This is a genomic window from Streptomyces sp. NPDC102360 (assembly GCF_044766085.1).
GTDB lineage: Bacteria > Actinomycetota > Actinomycetes > Streptomycetales > Streptomycetaceae > Streptomyces.
The window spans coordinates 183,453-200,732 of sequence record NZ_JBIWLG010000005.1 but is presented as its reverse complement, the minus strand read 5'-3'; the positions used below and the strand labels follow the sequence as shown (position 1 = coordinate 200,732).

At 70.7% G+C, this 17,280-nt stretch carries 20 protein-coding genes and 6 tRNA genes; 17 read left to right on the top strand and 9 right to left on the bottom strand.

The window, feature by feature from the left end:
* Positions 1-126 precede the first annotated feature (126 nt).
* Both cobA and ACIRHA_RS21805 read left to right on the top strand, forming a co-directional pair.
* On the top strand, positions 127-1,353 hold the full coding sequence (cobA, locus tag ACIRHA_RS21810; protein ID WP_403848110.1) for a uroporphyrinogen-III C-methyltransferase: 1,227 nt from the start codon (positions 127-129) through the stop codon (positions 1,351-1,353).
* A 64-nt stretch (positions 1,354-1,417) separates the two neighbouring features.
* On the top strand, positions 1,418-2,245 hold the full coding sequence (locus ACIRHA_RS21805; protein WP_403848107.1) for a TrmH family RNA methyltransferase: 828 nt from the start codon (positions 1,418-1,420) through the stop codon (positions 2,243-2,245).
* Here ACIRHA_RS21805 and ACIRHA_RS21800 read toward each other — a convergent pair.
* Complete coding sequence (locus tag ACIRHA_RS21800; protein ID WP_403848916.1) at positions 2,242-3,546, bottom strand: serine/threonine-protein kinase; 1,305 nt, start codon at positions 3,544-3,546, stop codon at positions 2,242-2,244. The genes ACIRHA_RS21805 and ACIRHA_RS21800 overlap by 4 nt on opposite strands.
* Before the next feature lie 199 nt (positions 3,547-3,745).
* Here ACIRHA_RS21800 and ACIRHA_RS21795 point away from each other — a divergent pair, with 199 nt between their 5' ends.
* The 4 genes from ACIRHA_RS21795 (at position 3,746) to ACIRHA_RS21780 (ending at position 5,981) form a co-directional block, all read left to right on the top strand.
* Positions 3,746-4,042 (top strand): hypothetical protein, encoded by a 297-nt coding sequence (locus ACIRHA_RS21795; protein WP_403848105.1) that lies wholly within the window; start codon positions 3,746-3,748, stop codon positions 4,040-4,042.
* A 232-nt stretch (positions 4,043-4,274) separates the two neighbouring features.
* Positions 4,275-4,481 (top strand): hypothetical protein, encoded by a 207-nt coding sequence (locus ACIRHA_RS21790; RefSeq protein ID WP_326014295.1) that lies wholly within the window; start codon positions 4,275-4,277, stop codon positions 4,479-4,481.
* A 156-nt stretch (positions 4,482-4,637) separates the two neighbouring features.
* Positions 4,638-5,615, top strand: a complete 978-nt coding sequence (locus ACIRHA_RS21785) for an aminoglycoside phosphotransferase family protein (RefSeq protein WP_403848102.1) — start codon at positions 4,638-4,640, stop codon at positions 5,613-5,615.
* 69 nt (positions 5,616-5,684) lie between these two features.
* A complete protein-coding gene (locus tag ACIRHA_RS21780) occupies positions 5,685-5,981 on the top strand; it encodes a zf-TFIIB domain-containing protein (RefSeq protein ID WP_266721691.1) in 297 nt (98 codons plus the stop codon).
* Between the two features lie 100 nt (positions 5,982-6,081).
* Here the strand turns inward: ACIRHA_RS21780 and ACIRHA_RS21775 are convergent.
* The 5 genes from ACIRHA_RS21775 to ACIRHA_RS21755 all read right to left on the bottom strand — a co-directional run bounded on the left by ACIRHA_RS21775 (position 6,082) and on the right by ACIRHA_RS21755 (position 6,528).
* Positions 6,082-6,156, bottom strand: a tRNA-Val gene (locus ACIRHA_RS21775).
* Between the two features lie 19 nt (positions 6,157-6,175).
* A tRNA-Val gene (locus ACIRHA_RS21770) sits at positions 6,176-6,247 on the bottom strand.
* A gap of 24 nt (positions 6,248-6,271) precedes the next feature.
* Positions 6,272-6,343 (bottom strand) — tRNA-Val (locus ACIRHA_RS21765).
* Position 6,344: 1 nt separating this feature from the next.
* Positions 6,345-6,418 (bottom strand) — tRNA-Cys (locus tag ACIRHA_RS21760).
* Positions 6,419-6,455: 37 nt separating this feature from the next.
* Positions 6,456-6,528: transfer RNA gene (locus tag ACIRHA_RS21755), tRNA-Gly, on the bottom strand.
* A gap of 155 nt (positions 6,529-6,683) precedes the next feature.
* On the opposite strand from ACIRHA_RS21755, the gene ACIRHA_RS21750 reads away from it, so the two are divergent.
* From ACIRHA_RS21750 to ACIRHA_RS21740, 3 genes are all read left to right on the top strand, one after another.
* Complete coding sequence (locus ACIRHA_RS21750; protein WP_403848099.1) at positions 6,684-7,721, top strand: chorismate-binding protein; 1,038 nt, start codon at positions 6,684-6,686, stop codon at positions 7,719-7,721.
* A 13-nt stretch (positions 7,722-7,734) separates the two neighbouring features.
* On the top strand, positions 7,735-8,559 hold the full coding sequence (locus ACIRHA_RS21745) for an aminotransferase class IV (protein WP_403848096.1): 825 nt from the start codon (positions 7,735-7,737) through the stop codon (positions 8,557-8,559).
* A gap of 320 nt (positions 8,560-8,879) precedes the next feature.
* A complete protein-coding gene (locus tag ACIRHA_RS21740) occupies positions 8,880-9,704 on the top strand; it encodes a GNAT family N-acetyltransferase (protein WP_403848093.1) in 825 nt (274 codons plus the stop codon).
* A gap of 3 nt (positions 9,705-9,707) precedes the next feature.
* On the opposite strand, the gene ACIRHA_RS21735 is transcribed toward ACIRHA_RS21740, so the two are convergent.
* Positions 9,708-10,217, bottom strand: coding sequence for a DsbA family protein (locus ACIRHA_RS21735; protein WP_403848091.1), 510 nt, complete (start codon positions 10,215-10,217; stop codon positions 9,708-9,710).
* Positions 10,218-10,395: 178 nt separating this feature from the next.
* On the opposite strand from ACIRHA_RS21735, the gene ACIRHA_RS21730 reads away from it, so the two are divergent.
* Both ACIRHA_RS21730 and ACIRHA_RS21725 read left to right on the top strand, forming a co-directional pair.
* Positions 10,396-10,821: a hypothetical protein gene (locus tag ACIRHA_RS21730; protein ID WP_403848088.1), complete on the top strand. Its 426-nt coding sequence runs from the start codon at positions 10,396-10,398 to the stop codon at positions 10,819-10,821.
* Between the two features lie 142 nt (positions 10,822-10,963).
* Entirely contained in the window at positions 10,964-11,206 is a 243-nt protein-coding gene (locus tag ACIRHA_RS21725) for a hypothetical protein (protein ID WP_403848086.1), read from the top strand.
* A 6-nt stretch (positions 11,207-11,212) separates the two neighbouring features.
* On the opposite strand, the gene ACIRHA_RS21720 is transcribed toward ACIRHA_RS21725, so the two are convergent.
* Together ACIRHA_RS21720 and ACIRHA_RS21715 are read right to left on the bottom strand one after the other, a co-directional pair.
* A complete protein-coding gene (locus ACIRHA_RS21720; RefSeq protein WP_403848084.1) occupies positions 11,213-11,773 on the bottom strand; it encodes a CGNR zinc finger domain-containing protein in 561 nt (186 codons plus the stop codon).
* 243 nt (positions 11,774-12,016) lie between these two features.
* Entirely contained in the window at positions 12,017-12,430 is a 414-nt protein-coding gene (locus tag ACIRHA_RS21715; RefSeq protein ID WP_257850025.1) for an SsgA family sporulation/cell division regulator, read from the bottom strand.
* A gap of 190 nt (positions 12,431-12,620) precedes the next feature.
* Between ACIRHA_RS21715 and ACIRHA_RS21710 the strand changes: the two genes are divergently transcribed.
* From ACIRHA_RS21710 to ACIRHA_RS21685, 6 genes are all read left to right on the top strand, one after another.
* Positions 12,621-13,091, top strand: a complete 471-nt coding sequence (locus ACIRHA_RS21710) for a TIGR02611 family protein (RefSeq protein WP_403848082.1) — start codon at positions 12,621-12,623, stop codon at positions 13,089-13,091.
* 75 nt (positions 13,092-13,166) lie between these two features.
* Positions 13,167-13,238, top strand: a tRNA-Val gene (locus ACIRHA_RS21705).
* A gap of 206 nt (positions 13,239-13,444) precedes the next feature.
* Complete coding sequence (locus ACIRHA_RS21700) at positions 13,445-14,761, top strand: ABC transporter substrate-binding protein (protein WP_403848079.1); 1,317 nt, start codon at positions 13,445-13,447, stop codon at positions 14,759-14,761.
* 32 nt (positions 14,762-14,793) lie between these two features.
* Positions 14,794-15,750, top strand: a complete 957-nt coding sequence (locus ACIRHA_RS21695) for a carbohydrate ABC transporter permease (RefSeq protein WP_403848077.1) — start codon at positions 14,794-14,796, stop codon at positions 15,748-15,750.
* Complete coding sequence (locus tag ACIRHA_RS21690; RefSeq protein ID WP_403848075.1) at positions 15,747-16,619, top strand: carbohydrate ABC transporter permease; 873 nt, start codon at positions 15,747-15,749, stop codon at positions 16,617-16,619. The genes ACIRHA_RS21695 and ACIRHA_RS21690 overlap by 4 nt, the downstream gene beginning before the upstream one ends.
* A 59-nt stretch (positions 16,620-16,678) precedes the next feature.
* Positions 16,679-17,245 (top strand): hypothetical protein, encoded by a 567-nt coding sequence (locus tag ACIRHA_RS21685; RefSeq protein WP_403848072.1) that lies wholly within the window; start codon positions 16,679-16,681, stop codon positions 17,243-17,245.
* Positions 17,246-17,280: the final 35 nt, after the last annotated feature.

The window sequence follows — 17,280 nt, the reverse complement described above, 5'->3', positions numbered from 1 at the left end:
GAAAATCAAGCCCCGCCGGCGATTGAGGCGCAGGGGTCCGGGGGCGGAGCCCCCGGGTTGGGAAACCTCTCCGTCACGCCCACGACGTACGCTCACCCACAACACCCGCACGCCAGAGGACACCGCATGCCCGCCGCCGACCACCCCGCCTACCCCGTAGGGCTCCGCCTGACCGGCCGCCGAGTCGTCGTCCTCGGCGGCGGCCAGGTAGCCCAGCGCAGGCTCCCCGCCCTGATCGCCGCGGGCGCGGACATCACGCTGATCTCCCCCTCCGCGACCCCCTCGGTCGAGGCGATGGCGACCGCCGGCGAACTGACCTGGGTCGAGCGCCGCTACGAGCCGGGCGACCTCGCCGACACCTGGTACGCCCTGGTGGCCACCAGCGACCGGCAGACGAACGACGCCGCCTCCGCCGAAGCCGAGCGCACCCGCACCTGGTGCGTACGCTCCGACGACGCCGACGAGGCGACCGCCTGGACCCCGGCGACGGGCCGCGCGGACGGCGTGACCGTCGCCGTCCTGACGACCACGGCCGCGGACCGCGACCCCCGCCGCACCGCCGCGATCCGCGACGGACTCGTCGAGGCCCTCCACGACGGCACCGTCGCCGTCCAGCGCGAGCACAAGCCCGGCGTGTCCCTCGTCGGCGGCGGCCCCGGCGACCCGGACCTCATCACGGTGCGCGGCCGCCGCCTCCTCGCCGAGGCCGACGTCGTGATCGCCGACCGGCTCGGCCCGCGCGACCTCCTCGACGAACTCCCGCCGCACGTCGAGGTGATCGACGCCGCGAAGATCCCGTACGGCCGCCAGATGGTCCAGGAGGCCATCAACCAGGCGCTCATCGAGCACGCCAAGCAGGGCAAGGCCGTGGTCCGCCTCAAGGGCGGCGACCCGTTCGTCTTCGGCCGCGGCATGGAGGAGGCCCAGGCGCTCGCCGCCGAGGGCATCCCGGTCACGGTCGTCCCCGGCATCTCCAGCTCGATCTCCGTCCCCGGTGCTGTCGGCATCCCGGTCACCCACCGCGGCGTCGCCCACGAGTTCACCGTCGTCAGCGGCCACGTGGCGCCGGACGACGAGCGCTCCCTGGTCGACTGGGAGGCGATGGCGAAGCTGACCGGCACCCTCGTGATCCTCATGGGAGTCGACAAGATCGCAAAGATCGCCGAGGCCCTCGTCTCGTACGGCAAGAGCCCCGAGACGCCTGTCGCCCTCGTCCAGGAAGGGACGACGGCGGCCCAGCGCCGCGTCGACGCCACCCTCGCGACGGTCGGCGAAACGGCCGTCTCCGAAGGGGTCAGGCCGCCGGCCGTCATCGTGATCGGCGACGTGGTGCGCGAGGGCCCCAATAAGTAACCAGCGGTAACACAACTCGCTCCGCACCGTTGGCACCACACCCAGAACAAGGCAGTATCGACCCGTGGCTGAACCTCAAGGTCTCATCACCATCGATGACCCCGACGACCCGCGCCTGTCCGACTACACGGGCCTGACCGACGTAGAACTGCGTCGCAAACGCGAACCGGCCGAGGGCCTGTTCATCGCCGAGGGCGAGAAGGTCATCCGGCGCGCCAAGCTCGCCGGGTACGAGATGCGCTCGATGCTGCTGTCCGCGAAGTGGGTCGACGTCATGCGCGACGTCATCGACGAGGTCCCCGCCCCGGTCTACGCGGTCGCCCCCGACCTCGCCGAGCAGGTCACCGGCTACCACGTGCACCGCGGCGCCCTCGCCTCCATGCAGCGCAAGCCGCTGCCGACGTCGGACGAACTCCTCACCACGGCCCGCCGCGTCGTCGTCATGGAGTCGGTCAACGACCACACCAACATCGGCGCGATCTTCCGTTCGGCCGCTGCCCTGGGCATCGACGCGGTCCTGCTCTCACCCGACTGCGCCGACCCGCTCTACCGCCGCTCGGTGAAGGTCTCCATGGGCGCGGTCTTCTCCGTGCCGTACGCGCGTCTGGACGCCTGGCCGAAGTCCCTGGAGACGGTCCGCGACGCCGGCTTCGAACTCCTCGCACTGACCCCGGCCGAGCAGGCCAAGTCCCTCGACGAGGTGGCACCGCACCGCATGGACCGTGTCGCGCTGATGCTGGGCGCGGAGGGCGACGGCCTCTCGACCAAGGCCCTGATGGCGGCGGACGAATGGGTCCGCATCCCGATGGCCCACGGAGTCGACTCGCTCAACGTGGGCGCGGCGGCCGCCGTCGCGTTCTACGCGGTGGCGACGGGCCGCCCGGAACTCTAGGCCTCCGACTCCGAGGGACTCCCCGGAAGCGGCAGCGCCCGCGCGGACGTCGTCTCGTGCACGTCGCTGTCACCGAGGCCGCGCGTCGGCCCCTGGCAGCCCTGGGCCGCCGCGATCGCCAGCGCCACGAGCAGCGTCACGACGACGAACACGAAGAGCCGCTGCCGCAGCAGCCGCGGATTCGCGGGCCGCAGCTTCTTGCCCGAGCCCGTGCCGTTCGTGCGCGGAGCGGGCCGCCCGGCACCACTGCGCGGCCCCGGCCTGCTGTTGCTGCCCGACCGGCTGTTGGTGTTCCGGGCGGGCGCCGACCCGTTGCTCCTGCCGTTGCTGGGGCGCGAGGTCGGAGTCCCCGGCTGCGTACGCCGCTGGGTGCGCTGGCCCTCGTACGAGGCGTGTGGGTCGGCGATGCGGCCCGTCGGGCGGTCCTGCTCGGCGGTGCGCGGCGCGGGCGGGCGCGGCTCCGCGACGATGCCCTGCGCCTCACGCGCCGCGATCTCCTTGAGCCGCAGCGACAGTTGCAGCGTGCTGGGCCGCTCCTCCGGATCCTTCGCGAGGCACGCGCGCAGCAGCGGCGCGAGCGCGTCCGGCACCCCGGCCAGCTGCGCCTCCTCGTGGACCACCCGGTAGAGCATGACCTCGGAACTGCCGTGCCCGAAGGGCGAATCGCCCATCGCCGAGTACGCGAGGGTGGCCCCCAGGGCGAACACATCGGTCGCGGGCGTGACGGTGGCGCCCCGCACCTGCTCGGGCGCGAGGAAGCCGGGGGAGCCGACGGCGGTGCCCACATGGGTCAGCGTCGAGGCGCCGGTCGCCCACGCGATGCCGAAGTCGATGATCCGCGGCCCCTTCGGGGACAGCAGAATGTTGGACGGCTTGAGGTCGCGGTGCACGACCCCGGCCTCATGGACGGCGACGAGCCCTTCGGACAGCGCGGCCCCGACGGCCGCCACGTCCGATGCGGCCAGCGGGCCCTCCTCGGCCACCTTGTCGTGCAGCGAGGGCCCCGGCACGTACTGCGTCGCGAACCACGGCCGCTCCGCCTCCAGATCGGCCGCGACGAGCCGGGCGGTGCAGCCGCCGCGGATCCGCCGCGCGGCGGACACCTCGCGCGCGAACCGCGAGCGGAACTCCTGGTCCTCCGCCAGATCAGGCCTGATCACCTTGAGCGCGACCCGCTGGCCGCGCCGGTCGGACCCGAGATAGACCACGCCCATCCCGCCGGCCCCGAGGCGTCTGTGAAGCCTGAACGAGCCGACGACGCGCGGGTCCTCGCGCCTGAGGCGCATCATCGCCATGTTCATCCCCGCTGCTGCCCGGTCCGTCTGACGAGCCACAGCTTACGTTTTCGCGCACGGCGGCGCGCAAAGGCCGCGCCCTCGCGGCCGATTCGATTGTCAGTGCCCGGTGCGAAACTTGAAGAGTGGTCAGGGGGTGCGGGAGCGGGGCGGCTTGTCACGGGCCCGCGACCCAACAGGGCGGCGGTAAAGGGGGATTGGACCCATGAAGGGCGACCGGGTCGAGATAGTCGTGGATGCCGGGGACACGACGCGTACGTACGAGGTGACGGCGGGCCGGGCGGGCCGAAGGGTGGAGACGGCGGTACGCAGAGGGGTGGTGGAAGTGAGCGAAGTCACCCGCTCCGGATCCGTGGTGCGCACCGCGCGCTTCATGGCCACCAGGGTGCTGGCCCTGGTGGAGCACCCGGTCCCGCGCGAGGAGCCCGCCGAGCGCGAGGCCCGCGTCGGGCGCGAGGCCCGCGTCGGGCGCCCCTTGGGGGATGACCCCGAGGCTGAGTAGGTCGTCGGGCCTGCGTCTCCACCCAGGGGAGTACGCCGGTCGCAGGTGGTCATCCTCGGGGAGGCCCGGCAATCGGTACGAGGGCATGACGTCTCGGGCGCCCGACACTCATAGATTTGAGGTCAAGCGGCGGGTACGGCACTCGTCCCCCGAGGTCAGGTGCCCGCCGCTTGCCAAGACGCAAGAACTCAAGACAGACGCAAGAACTCAAGATTTCGACCGGGAGAGGACCATGGCGGACACAGCACCGCGGACGACAGCGTTCCGCACAGCGGCCCGCAGGGCGGGCCTTTTCGGTGGCCCCGCGACCGACCGCCGGCATCCGCTGGTGGCCGCGGCCATGGTTCTCCCTCTCGCGGCCCTTCTCGTCGTCGTGTTCGGCGGCTGGGACGCGGTGGTCACACAGGCGTCGTCCGTGGGCGTGATGCTGGGGCGCTGAGCGGCGCTCCCAGGCCCGGATGAGCGGTCCGGGCGGGGACATCCGGCCATGAAACCCCGTGGGGACGGGGGTGCGGCGGACGGCACAAATGCTGCGCGCAGCTGGGGAGCTGCGCGCAGCATTATTTTGTGCCCGCCGCACCCGTAGGCTGCCGCCGTGACCACGCTCATCGTTCCCGCGCTCAGGGCCGAGGCCCGGGGCGCGGCCCATCCGTCGGGGATCGCCTGCGTCTGCGGCGCCACGACCCTCGCCGACCGCCCGGACGCCACGGTGGTCCGGCACGGCGACACCGTCGCCAAGGCGCACGCCCCCGACACCGACCCGGCCGAGCTGAACCTGCGCCTGGCCGTGGCCGCCCACCCCGCCCTGGCCGGCGTACTGCTGCGCCCACTGCGCCCGACCGCGGCCGCCCTGGACGACCGGCTCGTCACGTTCTGGCCGCACGGCACCCCCGTGGACCCGGAGCACCCGGAGCACGCCCCCTGGGAAGCCGTGGGCGCCCTTCTGGCCCGCCTGCACTGCACGCCGGCGCACGAACTGCCGCCCGCGCTCCCGCCCATGCGCGGCCCGCTCAAGGCGGCGCGCGCCGTGGCCCGCCTCCATGCCTCGGCCCCCGCCCACCCGGCCGGGCGACCGATCCTCGACGCCTGGCGCACCCTGCCGCCCTGGGCCCGCGCCGAAGCCCCGTACACACACGCGAGCACCCTCTGCCACGGAGACCTGCACCTCGGCCAACTGGTCCGCCACCCCGCCGACTCCGCCGACTCCGCCGACTCCGCCGACTCCTCCGGATGGACGCTGATCGACGTCGACGACCTCGGAATCGGCGACCCCGCCTGGGACTTGGCCCGCCCCGCCGCCTGGTTCGCCTGCGGCCTGCTGTCCCCCGAGGACTGGACCCGCTTCCTCGGCGCGTACCAACGCACAGGCGGCGCAAAGGAACTGAGCGTCCCCGACCCCTGGCCCGCCCTGGACGTTCCGGCCCGCGCCCTGACCGTGCAGACCGCCGCGCTCGCCGTCGCGAAGGCCGTCGACGCGGGCCGCGCGCTCGACGAGGTGGAGGAATCGGTCGTCGACGCCTGCGCCCGAATGGCATCGGTGCCGCCGCAGTTCGAGGACGAACCGGCCAAGTAGGGTGCGGGGGACCGAAGCCGGGAAGTGTTCCGGCGAAGCAGCACCGAACGGCGAGGAGTTGAGCCGAGCATGCAGTGTCCGAAGTGTCACGCACCGATGCACACGTACAACCGCAATGGCGTCCAGATCGAGCAGTGCAGCGGGTGCCGCGGGATATTCCTGGACTACGGCGAGCTGGAGTCGCTGACCCGCATGGAGTCGCAGTGGCAGCAGCAGGCGCCACCGCCCCCGCCCGCCCCGCAGGGCTACCCGGCCCCCGCGGCCCCCGCGTGGGGAGCCCCGCAGCACGGCGGCCACCACGGCGGTCACCACGGCCACCACGGTCACCACAACCGTGGCTTCGGCCGGATGCTGTTCTCCTCCTGAGGCGCCGAGCGGCTTTTCTCCCCGAAGGGCCGCTCCGCTCGCCCAAGGGCGCCGTCCGGCACGAAGAAGCCCCCGGCCACGAGGACCGGGGGCTTCTTGCTGGTGCGCGATACTGGGATTGAACCAGTGACCTCTTCCGTGTCAGGGAAGCGCTCTCCCGCTGAGCTAATCGCGCGGGAACCCACAGGGGGCAGTGGACGATACTGGGATTGAACCAGTGACCTCTTCCGTGTCAGGGAAGCGCTCTCCCGCTGAGCTAATCGTCCGGGATGGAAGCCTTGCGGCCTCAGTGCGCGATACTGGGATTGAACCAGTGACCTCTTCCGTGTCAGGGAAGCGCTCTCCCGCTGAGCTAATCGCGCTTGGAGGTGGAGACGGGATTTGAACCCGTGTAGACGGCTTTGCAGGCCGTTGCCTCGCCTCTCGGCCACTCCACCAGGAGCGTAGGGGTTCGGGAAGATCCCCCACATCCTGAGCGAACGACCGGGTTCGAACCGGCGACCTCAACCTTGGCAAGGTTGCGCTCTACCAACTGAGCTACGTTCGCGCGTCTTTCCGGTCGGCTTCCGCGTCCCGGCGACGTGTTGAACTCTAGCGGATTCCTGGGGGAGGTCCAAAACGCGTTTGCGCAGCGTGCTGCGGTGCGAACGGCGAAGGTCCTGCTCAGGTGGGCCCGTCGTCATCAGCCATAGACTCGAAGGTGTGCACGACCTCCCTGCTCTGGCCCGCTTCGGCGGGCTCGTCGCGACCGATCTGCGCGACGTCACCAGCGACCCGGCGGCCCTCGACAGCACCGGCTTCTGGGCCGTCTGTGCCGATTTCGAGGGGCGCCTCGTCTGCGCCCGCTTCGGAAACGTGCGCGCGGAAGCCGTGCCCGCCCCGCGCCCCGGCGGCTGGCCCGGCCCCGCGCCTGCGGACTGGACGTCGTCGCTCGACCACGCCGCGTACACGGACGGCGTGCGGCGCATCCGCGCGCACATCGCGACCGGCGAGGTCTACCAGGCCAACCTCTGCCGCGTACTGTCCGCGCCCATCTCCCCGTACGCGGACGTGGACGCCCTCACCGCTCTCCTCGCGCGCGGGAACCCGGCGCCGTACGCGGGCACGATCCGGCTCCCGGGGCACGGTGTGGAGGTCGCGACGGCCTCGCCCGAGCTGTTCCTGCGCAGGGACGGCCGGGTCGTCGAATCCGGGCCGATCAAGGGGACCGGGCGCACCGAGGCGGACCTCCTCGACAAGGACCACGCCGAGAACGTGATGATCGTCGACCTGGTCCGCAACGACCTGGGTGTCGTCTGCGCCACCGGCAGCGTGACCGTGCCCGAACTGTGCGTGGTCGAGAAGCACCCGGGCCTCGTCCACCTCGTCTCCACCGTGCGCGGCGAGCTGCCCGAGGCGGCCGGCTGGCCCGAGCTGCTCGACGCCGCGTTCCCGCCCGGCTCCGTCACCGGCGCCCCGAAGTCCAGCGCCCTGCGGATCATTGACGACCTTGAGACGGCGCCGCGCGGCCCCTACTGCGGCGGCATCGGCTGGGTGGACGCGGACCGGGGGACCGGGGAACTGGCCGTCGGGATCCGCACGTTCTGGATCGACCGCGGCACCGACGGTGACTTCCTGCGCTTCGGCACCGGCGCCGGGATCACCTGGGGCTCGGACCCGGAGCGGGAATGGCGCGAGACCGAGCTGAAGGCGGCACGGCTGCTGGAGGTAGCGTCGGGAACGTACGCACTCGAACGATGAGAGGCAAGAACCCGTGAAGATCTGGCTCGACGGCCGGCTGCAGGACACCGAGGCGGCGCGCGTCTCCGTCTTCGACCACGGGCTCACCGTGGGCGACGGAATCTTCGAGACCGTGAAGGCCGTCGAAGGCAAGCCCTTCGCGCTCACCCGCCACCTCGACCGGCTCGCGCGCTCGGCCCGCGGGCTCGGCCTGCCCGAGCCCGACCTCGACGAGGTGCGCCGCGCCTGCGCCGCCGTCCTCGAGGCCAACCCGATGGCCCTCGGCCGCCTGCGCATCACCTACACCGGCGGCTTCTCGCCGCTCGGCTCCGACCGCGGCGACCAGGGCACCACGCTCGTCGTCGCCCTCGGCGAGGCCAAGCGGCGCCCCGACACCACCGCCGTGATCACCGTGCCGTGGACCCGCAACGAGCGTGGCGCCCTCGCGGGCCTGAAGACCACCTCGTACGCGGAGAACGTCGTCGCCCTGGCCCGCGCCCACGAACACGGCGCTTCCGAGGCCCTGTTCGCGAACACGGTGGGGCAGCTGTGCGAGGGCACGGGCTCCAACGTCTTCGTCGTCCTGGACGGCGAGATCCACACCCCGCCGCTCACCGCGGGCCCGCTGGCCGGCATCACCCGCGCCCTCGCCGTCGAGTGGACCGGCGCCAAGGAGACGGACCTGCCGCTGTCCGTGCTCGCGGAGGCCGACGAGGTGTTCCTGACGTCGACGCTGCGCGACATCCAGGCCGTGCACCGCGTCGACGACCGCAACCTGACGGACGCGCCGGGCCCCGTCACCGCGAAGGCCATGCGCGTATGGGACGAGCGGGCAGCGGACCGGCTCGACCCGTGCTGATTTCTTTCGGGACAGCAGACCGGCCCGACCCGTGCTGATTTCTTTCGGGGGGGGGGGGGGGGGGGGGGGGCCCCCCCCCCACCCCCCCCCCCCCCCACCCCCCCCCCCGGGCCGGCGGGGCCGGCCCGGCCCCCAACCCCCCCCGCCCGCGCCCCGCCCCCCCCCCCGCCCCCCCGCCGCCCCCCCGGCCCCGCCCCGACCCCCGAACCCCCAGCCGGAGCAACAGCCCACCCGGGGCGGTCGGGACGGTCCGGCAGCAGACCGGCCGCACCCGTAAACCCCTTGTCGCGTCGGGGGCGCGGGCGGGTACAACTCCCCTGATGACCACGACCCTGCGGCCGACCGAGCCGCTCCAGCGCACCCCCGACGGCGCGTGCTCCCGCCACTACGCGGTATGCGTGAACAGCCGCCCCGTCGGCGCCCTGCACCTCGCCACGCACCCGGTCTTCGGCCCGTCCGTCGCCCAGATACTCGAACTGCGCATCGAGGAGAAGGACCGGGGGCGCGGCCGCGGCACCGTCGCGGCGCTCGCCGCCGAGGAGGTCGCCCGTTCCTGGAACTGCCGCCGCGTCGAGCTGACCGTCCCCGCCGACGCACAGGGCATGCTCCGCCTCGCGAGCGCCCTCGGCTACGTGGAGCGCAACCGGAACATGGCGAAGGCCCTGCCCGGAAAGCCGCCCACGCTCCCTGAAGGTAGCGTGGGGCGGCGCATGACGGAGGCCGAGTACGGGCCGTGGCTCGCGCACACCAAGGCCGCGTACACGCGCACCTGGGTCGAGCGCGGCGCCACCGAGGAAGAGGCGCGGCAGAAGGCGGACCACGATCACGCCGCGCTGCTCCCGGAGGGCGTCGCCACCCCGGACGTCCTGCTCGGCGTGCTGGAGCAGAACGGCGCGCGGGTCGGAACGCTCTGGGTGGCGCAGCGACCCGACGGCGCGTTCGTCTTCGACGTCGAGGTGTCGGCCGAGCACCGGGGGCGCGGCCACGGGCGCTCGCTGATGCTGCTCGCCGAGGCCGACTCGATCGCCGCGGGCGCCACCCGGATCGGCCTCAACGTCTTCGCGGACAACCCGACCGCGCAGCGCCTGTACGACTCGCTCGGCTATGAGCCGACCGGCCACTACCTCTACAAACAGCTGTTGTGAGCGTCAGGCCCGCCCGGCCTCGGCGAGCAGCCGGTCCGCGATCTCCTCGATCCGCTCGCGCAGCCCCTCCTGGCTCTTCCCACCGTGCAGGAGCTCCCCGCCGATCTCGTACGTGGGCGTGCCGGTCACGCCGATGACCTTGCCCTCGGCCTGGTCGGCGTCGACGATCAGGATGTGCCGGCCGTCGATGAGCGCGGTGTCGAACTCCTCGGCGTCCAGGCCGAGTTCACCCGCCACCTCGACGAGGAACGGCTCGCCCTTGCGGTCGAACTCCTCGACCCGCCCGAGCACGGCCTCCACGTACGGCCACCCCTTGCCCTGCGCGAACGCCTCCTCGGCGGCCTGCGCACCGGCGAAGGAGTGCTTGTGCTTCTCGAGCGGGAAGTGCCGCAGGCGCAGCTCGACGCGGTCGCCGTAGCGCTCGCGCAGCGCGCGGAGGTCGTCCAGGGCCGAGCGGCAGTCGGGGCACTGCAGCTCGCACCACACGTCAAGGATGGGGTTCGGGGCGTTCATGAGGGCAAGTCTCCCAGGAGCGCCTGCCGGGCCCAACCTGGACCTGCGGAGGAGCGGCGACCCCGAGATGTCCCCCAGATGTGGCCGAGGACGGCCCCGGGCGTGGCCCGCGGGCCCCTGGGCGGTGCAGGATGGGAGGGGGGAAGCGCCCCACGATGTCCGAACTCGGGAGGACCGGATGATTGCCGAGACCGTGTGTTCCGCCGTTGCCGTGGCGGGCCTGGGCATCGCCGGGGTTCTCGCCTTCCGCAAGCGGTTCCTCAAGGCCGCCCGCACCGCCGCCTACGCCCTCGTACCGCTGGGCCTCGTGATGACGGGCGCGGTGGAGTGGATCGTGGACACGGCGTTCAGTCCGACCGCCTGGGCCGGCTTCGGCGTGCTCGGCGCCGCCTGGCTGATGTTCATGGGGACGCGGGCCGTCGAGCGGCGCCGCTCCGGCCGCCCCGGCAAGGAGCGCGAGGCCGCCGTCGCCCCTGCGGCGTCGGCGCCCTCACTCGGTGAGGGCCGCCGTCCCACGCCCGCGGCGCAGCCCAAGCAGGCGAAGGCCGAGCCGGCGGAGGACTTCAGCGACATCGAGGCGATCCTCAAGAAGCACGGCATCTGAAGAAGCACGGGACCGGAAAGCAGCACGGCATCTGGCGCCAACAGACGTACGCGGTCCGCTGTCACGGGTTCCCGCGAACTGCCCCTCGAAAGTGGTGGGTTGAGTGCCCGTCACCCGGTAAGTGCGCCATCATCACGACGAGATGCTGGACACACCGCAGCTGCCCGACCAGCTGGACGCCGACCAGGGGCAGGCGCCTCTCAGTGAGCCCGCGCCGCCCGTGCCCGTACGAACCGAGAAGCGAACCGCAAAGCGGACCGAGAAGCGGACCGAGAGTCAGCGCGGCTGCCTCTTCGCGCTCTCCCAACCCCCGCTGATGATCTTCCTGGGGGTGATCGGCAGCCTGCTCCTGATGGCCGCGCTGCACGATCTCCTGCTGCTGTGAACGGATTCAGCCCGCGGCTTCCTTGCGGCGCGCCCGGTAGGCCGCCACGTGCAGCCGGTTCCCGCACGTACGGCTGTCGCAGTAGCGGCGCGAACGGTTGCGGGACAGGTCGACGAACGCGAACCGGCAGTCGGGCGCGTCGCAGCGCCGCAGCCGCTCCTGCTCGCCGGCGACCACGAAGAACGCCAGGGCCATCCCGCAGTCGGCCGCCAGATGGTCGGCGACGGAGGCGCCGGGCGCGAAGTAGTGCATGTGCCAGTCGTAGCCGTCGTGGTCCGTGAGGCGCGGAGTGGTGCCCGCCTCGGCGACCAGCTCGTTGATCACCGTCGCCGCCGCGCGCTGGTCACTCGCCGCGAACACGGCCGCGAAGCGGTCACGCACCGCACGCACCGAGTGGAGATCATTTTCGGTCATCACGCCAACATCGCTGACATCGTTCCTTCGTACGAAATCTGTCAGCGCGGCCGGACTCGCGAGCCCGTCCGCCACCGCACCGCCGTCCGGTGTCGTGTTCACCAGATCGACCACGGTGTCGAGCGCGCACCGGGTGTCGTGGGTGATCAGCACGATTCGCTCCCTGGCCTGAGGTAGGGCTCCCGCCCGCCGATGCCGCACGAGCCTAGTACCTGCCCGCCTCCTGGAACGCACTTGCGCCGCCGCCGTGGAAACTCCCACGGCGGCGGCGCCGGTGTATGCCGTATGCGGTTGTCCCGACCGTGAGCCGTGCCGTTCCCCGAGTGGACGGCACGGCACGCTCTCGCACTGCTCACGCCGACCGGGTGCCGGCGTGGGCCTCCTTGTTCCGCGGCGCTAGCTTTCCGCGAGGATGTGCGAGAGCTCCTGGTCGAGGTCGAAATGACGGTGCTCCGTGCCGGGTGGCACGGCGGCGTCCGTTCGCTTGAGGAACGACTCGAGGGCCCGCGCCGGGGCCTCGAGCAGAGCCTCACCCTCGGGGGAGCTCAGGGCGATGCAGACAACGCCCTGACCGTGGCTACGGGACGGCCAGACTCGGACGTCTCCGGTGCCGGTCGGCCGGTGAAGGCCTTCGGCGAGGAGATCGCGGGCAAACACCCATTCGACTGTCTCCTCGGCTCCGGTGTGGAAGGTGGCGTGCACGGCATAAGGATCGGCCGTGGCATACCGCAGACCTGCGGGAACAGGCAGTGAGGACTCGCTCGACACAACGAGGCGCAGGTGCAGCTCGCAGCTGACCGTGGTGTTCATAAGCGCCAGGGCCTTTCGCTCAGTGTGCGCTCGGGGATTCGCACGTCGGCGAAATCGACATGCCACCTACGGTGCCGTTGTAAACCCCTCTGAGTGTTTTGAGCGTCTTTAGGTAGCTCGTACGGCCGAGTCTTATCTGTGGGAGAACGCCCATTCCGGTGACGCGAAAGAGTCGGGTAGGTTTGAGTGCATGAATACGGGGAGTGACAAAGGGGCCAAGGAGTCCGAGGCGCCCGAGACGGCCGGCGCGGCCTCCGGGGCAGGTGCCGACGGCGGGCCGTCCGGCGAGAAGCCGCTCGGTTCGCGGGCGCCGGGGTTCATTCAGGCCAGGAGGACGCTGCACCTGAGCTGGCAGGTCGGCGTCTTCGTGGTGGGGCTCGCGGTCGTCGTGGGCGGCGTGATCATGCTTCCGCTGCCGGGGCCCGGCTGGCTGGTGATCTTCGGCGGCATGGCGATCTGGGCGACCGAGTTCGTCTGGGCGCAGCTGGTTCTGCGCTGGACGAAGCGGAAGGTCACGGAGGCGACGCAGCGCGCGCTCGACCCGAAGGTGCGGCGGCGGAACATCATCCTGACCACCATCGGCGTGGTGATCATCGCCGTGCTCGGCGGTGTCTACCTGTGGAAGTTCGGGCTCGAGATGCCGTGGAACATCAAGCAGTGACGGTGTGGTGCGGGCGAGGGGTGCAGACGTGGTCCCAGGCACCGCCTGACATGGGGTAATGTTCTTCCTGCGCCCGGGCGATTAGCTCAGTGGGAGAGCGCTTCGTTCACACCGAAGAGGTCACTGGTTCGAACCCAGTATCGCCCACCCGGACCGAGGGCCCCGGAGACATCGAGTCTCCGGGGCCCTCGGCGTTTTTCGTTGCTGACCTGGGCGTTCGAAGCGCTTCGACCCACATCTTTGTCCGAACTGTTGACGTGCACCCCACCCGTCTCTACTTTTGCTCGGCAAGCGCTTACCTAAAACGATTCAAATCATGTTTCGATGCGCAGGTGGAGGGGCTGGCTGTGCCTATGAACAGGGATCTTGACCGGCGGGGCCTGCTGAAGGTCACGGGGGCGTCGGTCGCGGCACTCGGACTGACGGCGGCCGGATGCGGTGGTGACGGTGGGTCAGGAGACGCGGGGAACGCGGACGGTCCGGCGACCCTGCGGTTCGCCTGGTGGGGCGGCGAACCGCGCGCCGTGAAAATCAAGAAGGCGATCGCGCTCTTCGAGAAGAAGAACCCGAAGATCAAAATCAAGCCCGAATTCACCGATTACCAGGCATTCTGGGAGAAGTTCCAGACGCAGGCCTCGGGCGGAAATCCTCCGGATGTATTCCTCAACTCCGTTGCCTTCCTTGCGAAGTACGACAAGCGCGGAGTTCTGCTCGACCTCAAGTCCCAGGTGGACGCCGGGAATCTGAGCCTGAAGAACTTCCGCGGCGGCGTCGAGACGGCCGGTCAGGTCTCCGGCGGCAAGCAGGTCGCCGTTCCGGTCGGCGCCAACACCATGTCGCTCGTCATCGACAAGAAGGCCTGGGCGAAGGCGGGCGTGGAGCCCAAGTTCGGCTGGACCTGGGACGAGTACTTCACGTCGCTCCAGACCATCCAGGACAAACTGAAGATCGCGGGCGACACGGGCTACGCCGGCGTCATGTACCTCTACGACCTGTACCTCCGTCAGAACGGCAAGGCCTTCTTCAAGAGCGGCAAACTCGGCTTCGCCGAGGACGATCTGACGCAGTGGTGGTCCGACTACTACAAGCGCGTGAAGTCCGGCATCGTCGCCGACCCCAAGAAGATCGAGCAGGTCAAGCCGAAGTCCGGGCTCTCCGCCGGGCTCGCGGGCGCCGAGTTCACCTGGGACAACTTCTCGGTGCGCTACGAGGGGGAGGGTGACTCCGACTACGCGCTTGCGCCGATCCCGACCACCGACGGGAAGGACACCGGCCAGTACCTCGGTTCGCTGATGCTGTCGATCTCCACCAAGTGCAAGGCCCAGGCGCAGGCCGCCAAGTTCATCGACTTCATGGTCCATGACCCCGAGGCCGGCAAGGTCCTGGGTTACGACATGGGTGTGCTCGCCACCGACGACCAGTTCGAGGCGTACAAGCCGGGCGCGGAGACCGACAAGGCGGTTGCCGAGGCCAACAAGGGCATCGCCGCGTACGAGACCGAGGTCGACAAGGCGGGCGTGCTCGGCAAGATCACGCCGCACCCGTCGGGCGCCGATGTCGTCGAGGCCGCGTTCCTGCGCATCGCCGGTGACGTCGCCAACGCCAAGCAGAAGGTCCCGGCCGCGGTGAAGCAGTTCTTCAGCGAGGCCGAGGCAGCCTTCCAGGCCTGACAGCCCCTACGTTTCCGAGGGGAAACAGCACCATGTCGCTCGTCAAGGACGCCACAGTCCTGGCCGACGAGAGGAACATCGTCCGACCCGTCGCACAAAAGCGACGGGGACGGCGCGACAACCTCGCCGGCTATCTGTTCATGTCGCCGTGGCTCGCGGGGTTCCTGCTGCTCACGGCGGGGCCGATGATCGCCTCGCTCTACTACGCGTTCACGGACTACAACCTGTTCGCGGCGCCGAAGTGGATCGGCTTCGACAACTTCACCGCCATGTTCGACGACCCGCGCTGGCAGAAGTCGGTGCAGGTCACGCTCAAGTACGTGGTCATCGGCACCCCGTTGAAGCTGCTGCTCGCCCTCGGCGTCGCCCTGCTGCTCAACCAGAGCCGCCGCGGCCAGGGCCTGTACCGGGCCGCGTTCTACGCGCCGTCGCTGATCGGCGCCAGCGTCTCCGTCGGCTTCGTCTGGCGGGCGCTGTTCTCCGACAACGCCGTCGTCGACAAGGGACTCGGCTCCCTCGGCCTGAACCTCGGCGGCTGGATCGGCGACCCGGATCTGATCCTGTACTCCCTGGTCGCGCTCACCGTCTGGCAGTTCGGCGCGCCCATGGTCATCTTCCTGGCCGGGCTCAAGCAGGTGCCGAAGGAGCTGTACGAGGCCGCCGCCGTCGACGGGGCGGGGCCGCTGCGCCGGTTCTGGAACATCACGCTGCCGATGATCTCCCCGGTGCTCTTCTTCAACGTCCTGCTGGAGTCGATCCACTCGTTCCAGATCTTCGGGTCCGCGTACGTCGTCTCCAACACGTTCTGCGGGCCGGCCGACGCCACCCTCGTCTACACCTGCTACCTCTACCAAAAGGGCTTCCAGCAGTCCCAGATGGGCTTCGCCTCCGCGATGGCCTGGATGCTGCTGCTGGCCGTCGCGCTCGTCACCGCCGTCCTGTTCTGGTCCCAGAAGAAGTGGGTGCACTACGAGGAGGACGTCAAGTGACCACAGTCGCCCAGGAGTTGAAGCGGAACGCCAATCCGCGCAAGCGGACCGGCTCGCTCGTCTGGCACGTCTTCGCGCTCGCCGTGCTCTGCGTCGTCCTCTACCCGGTCGTCTGGGTGATCGGCGCCGCCTTCAAGCCCGGCAAGAAGATCATCGGCTCCCTCGATCTCTTCCCTGCCAGCCCGATCCTGGACAACGTCAAGGGCCTCGCGGACGGCATCGCCGGGATCTCCATCGGCACGTTCTTCACCAACTCGCTGTTCTACGCGGGCATGGCCGTCGTCGGCGTCGTCATCTCCAGCTCCCTGACGGCGTACGCCTTCGCGAAGATCCCTTTCCGCGGACGGAACCTGCTCTTCGCGCTGATGATCGGCACGCTGCTGCTGCCGTACCACGTGCTGCTCATCCCGCAGTACGTGATGTTCCAGAAGCTGGAGCTCATCAACACGTACGTGCCGCTGCTCGCGGGCAAGTTCCTGGCGACGGAGGCCTTCTTCGTCTTCCTCATGGTGCAGTTCATGCGCGGGCTGCCGCGCGAACTGGACGAGGCGGCGCGGCTCGACGGCTGCGGCCATCTGCGGATCTACTGGTCGATCGTGCTGCCGCTGTGCCGGCCCGCCCTGATCACCAGCGCGATCTTCACGTTCATCAACGCCTGGAACGACTTCATGGGCCCGCTGATCTACCTCAACGAGCCCTCCAAGTACACCGTCTCGCTCGGCCTGATGATGTTCCGCGACCAACAGGGCATCTCCGACTACGGCGGTCAGATCGCCATGGCGATGATGGCGCTCATCCCGGTCATCGCCTTCTTCATGGCCTTCCAGCGGTATCTGATCGACGGCATGGCCACGTCGGGGCTCAAGTGAGGGGCGCGGCTCCGAGGGGCGCGGCTCCGAGGGGCGCGGCTCCGAAGGCTGCGGCTCCGGTGGCCGAATCGCGGCGGCGCGTCGGGTTCTCCGTCTTCGCCGAGTGCCTGCTCGCCGGGGTGTGGATCGCGCTCGCGTCCGTCCCGCTGGTCACGGCCCCGGCCGCCTTCGCCGCCGGGGCCCGGCACCTGCGCCGACGGGTCGGTGAACACACCGGTGGCTGGCGGGAGTTCATGGCCGACTTTCGGGTCGCGGCGCGTCGCGGCTGGCTCGTCGGCCTCGCGGGCCTGGGCGCTCTGGTGGCCGTCTGGGTCGACCTGCGTGTGGCGCGGTCCGGGCTCCCGGGTGGCCGACTCGCGGCGGCCGTCGGCATGTTCGCCCTCCTCGCGGGCGCCGTGACCGTACTGCGGGCCGCCGCCGTCTGGGAGCCGGGCCGGGCCTGGCGCTCCCTGGTCGGCGACGCCGCCCGCCGCACGGTACGGGCGCCCGGCGGCTCCCTGCTCCTGGTGTGCGGCATCGCGCTCGTGATCCTCAGCGCGGAATTCCTCACGCCGCTCGCCGTCCCGGTGCTCGGCGTCCTCGCCGCGGCGGCGGTCGCGGTGGAGGAGCGCGGTCGGGCCGGGTGAGCCGGCGTTATACGTAGAACGCGATCCCGTCATAC

Bases quoted from the DNA above. Each gene is read 5' to 3' on its own strand.
- ACIRHA_RS21735 (WP_403848091.1), bottom strand. From the start codon at position 10,217: ATGAACGCCCCGAACCCCATCCTTGACGTGTGGTGCGAGCTGCAGTGC.
- ACIRHA_RS21730 (WP_403848088.1), top strand. From the start codon at position 10,396: ATGATTGCCGAGACCGTGTGTTCCGCCGTTGCCGTGGCGGGCCTGGGC.
- ACIRHA_RS21700 (WP_403848079.1), top strand. From the start codon at position 13,445: ATGAACAGGGATCTTGACCGGCGGGGCCTGCTGAAGGTCACGGGGGCG.
- ACIRHA_RS21710 (WP_403848082.1), top strand. From the start codon at position 12,621: ATGAATACGGGGAGTGACAAAGGGGCCAAGGAGTCCGAGGCGCCCGAG.
- ACIRHA_RS21800 (WP_403848916.1), bottom strand. From the start codon at position 3,546: ATGAACATGGCGATGATGCGCCTCAGGCGCGAGGACCCGCGCGTCGTC.
- ACIRHA_RS21695 (WP_403848077.1), top strand. From the start codon at position 14,794: ATGTCGCTCGTCAAGGACGCCACAGTCCTGGCCGACGAGAGGAACATC.
- cobA (WP_403848110.1), top strand. From the start codon at position 127: ATGCCCGCCGCCGACCACCCCGCCTACCCCGTAGGGCTCCGCCTGACC.
- ACIRHA_RS21740 (WP_403848093.1), top strand. From the start codon at position 8,880: ATGACCACGACCCTGCGGCCGACCGAGCCGCTCCAGCGCACCCCCGAC.
- ACIRHA_RS21715 (WP_257850025.1), bottom strand. From the start codon at position 12,430: ATGAACACCACGGTCAGCTGCGAGCTGCACCTGCGCCTCGTTGTGTCG.
- ACIRHA_RS21780 (WP_266721691.1), top strand. From the start codon at position 5,685: ATGCAGTGTCCGAAGTGTCACGCACCGATGCACACGTACAACCGCAAT.
- ACIRHA_RS21725 (WP_403848086.1), top strand. From the start codon at position 10,964: ATGCTGGACACACCGCAGCTGCCCGACCAGCTGGACGCCGACCAGGGG.
- ACIRHA_RS21795 (WP_403848105.1), top strand. From the start codon at position 3,746: ATGAAGGGCGACCGGGTCGAGATAGTCGTGGATGCCGGGGACACGACG.
- ACIRHA_RS21790 (WP_326014295.1), top strand. From the start codon at position 4,275: ATGGCGGACACAGCACCGCGGACGACAGCGTTCCGCACAGCGGCCCGC.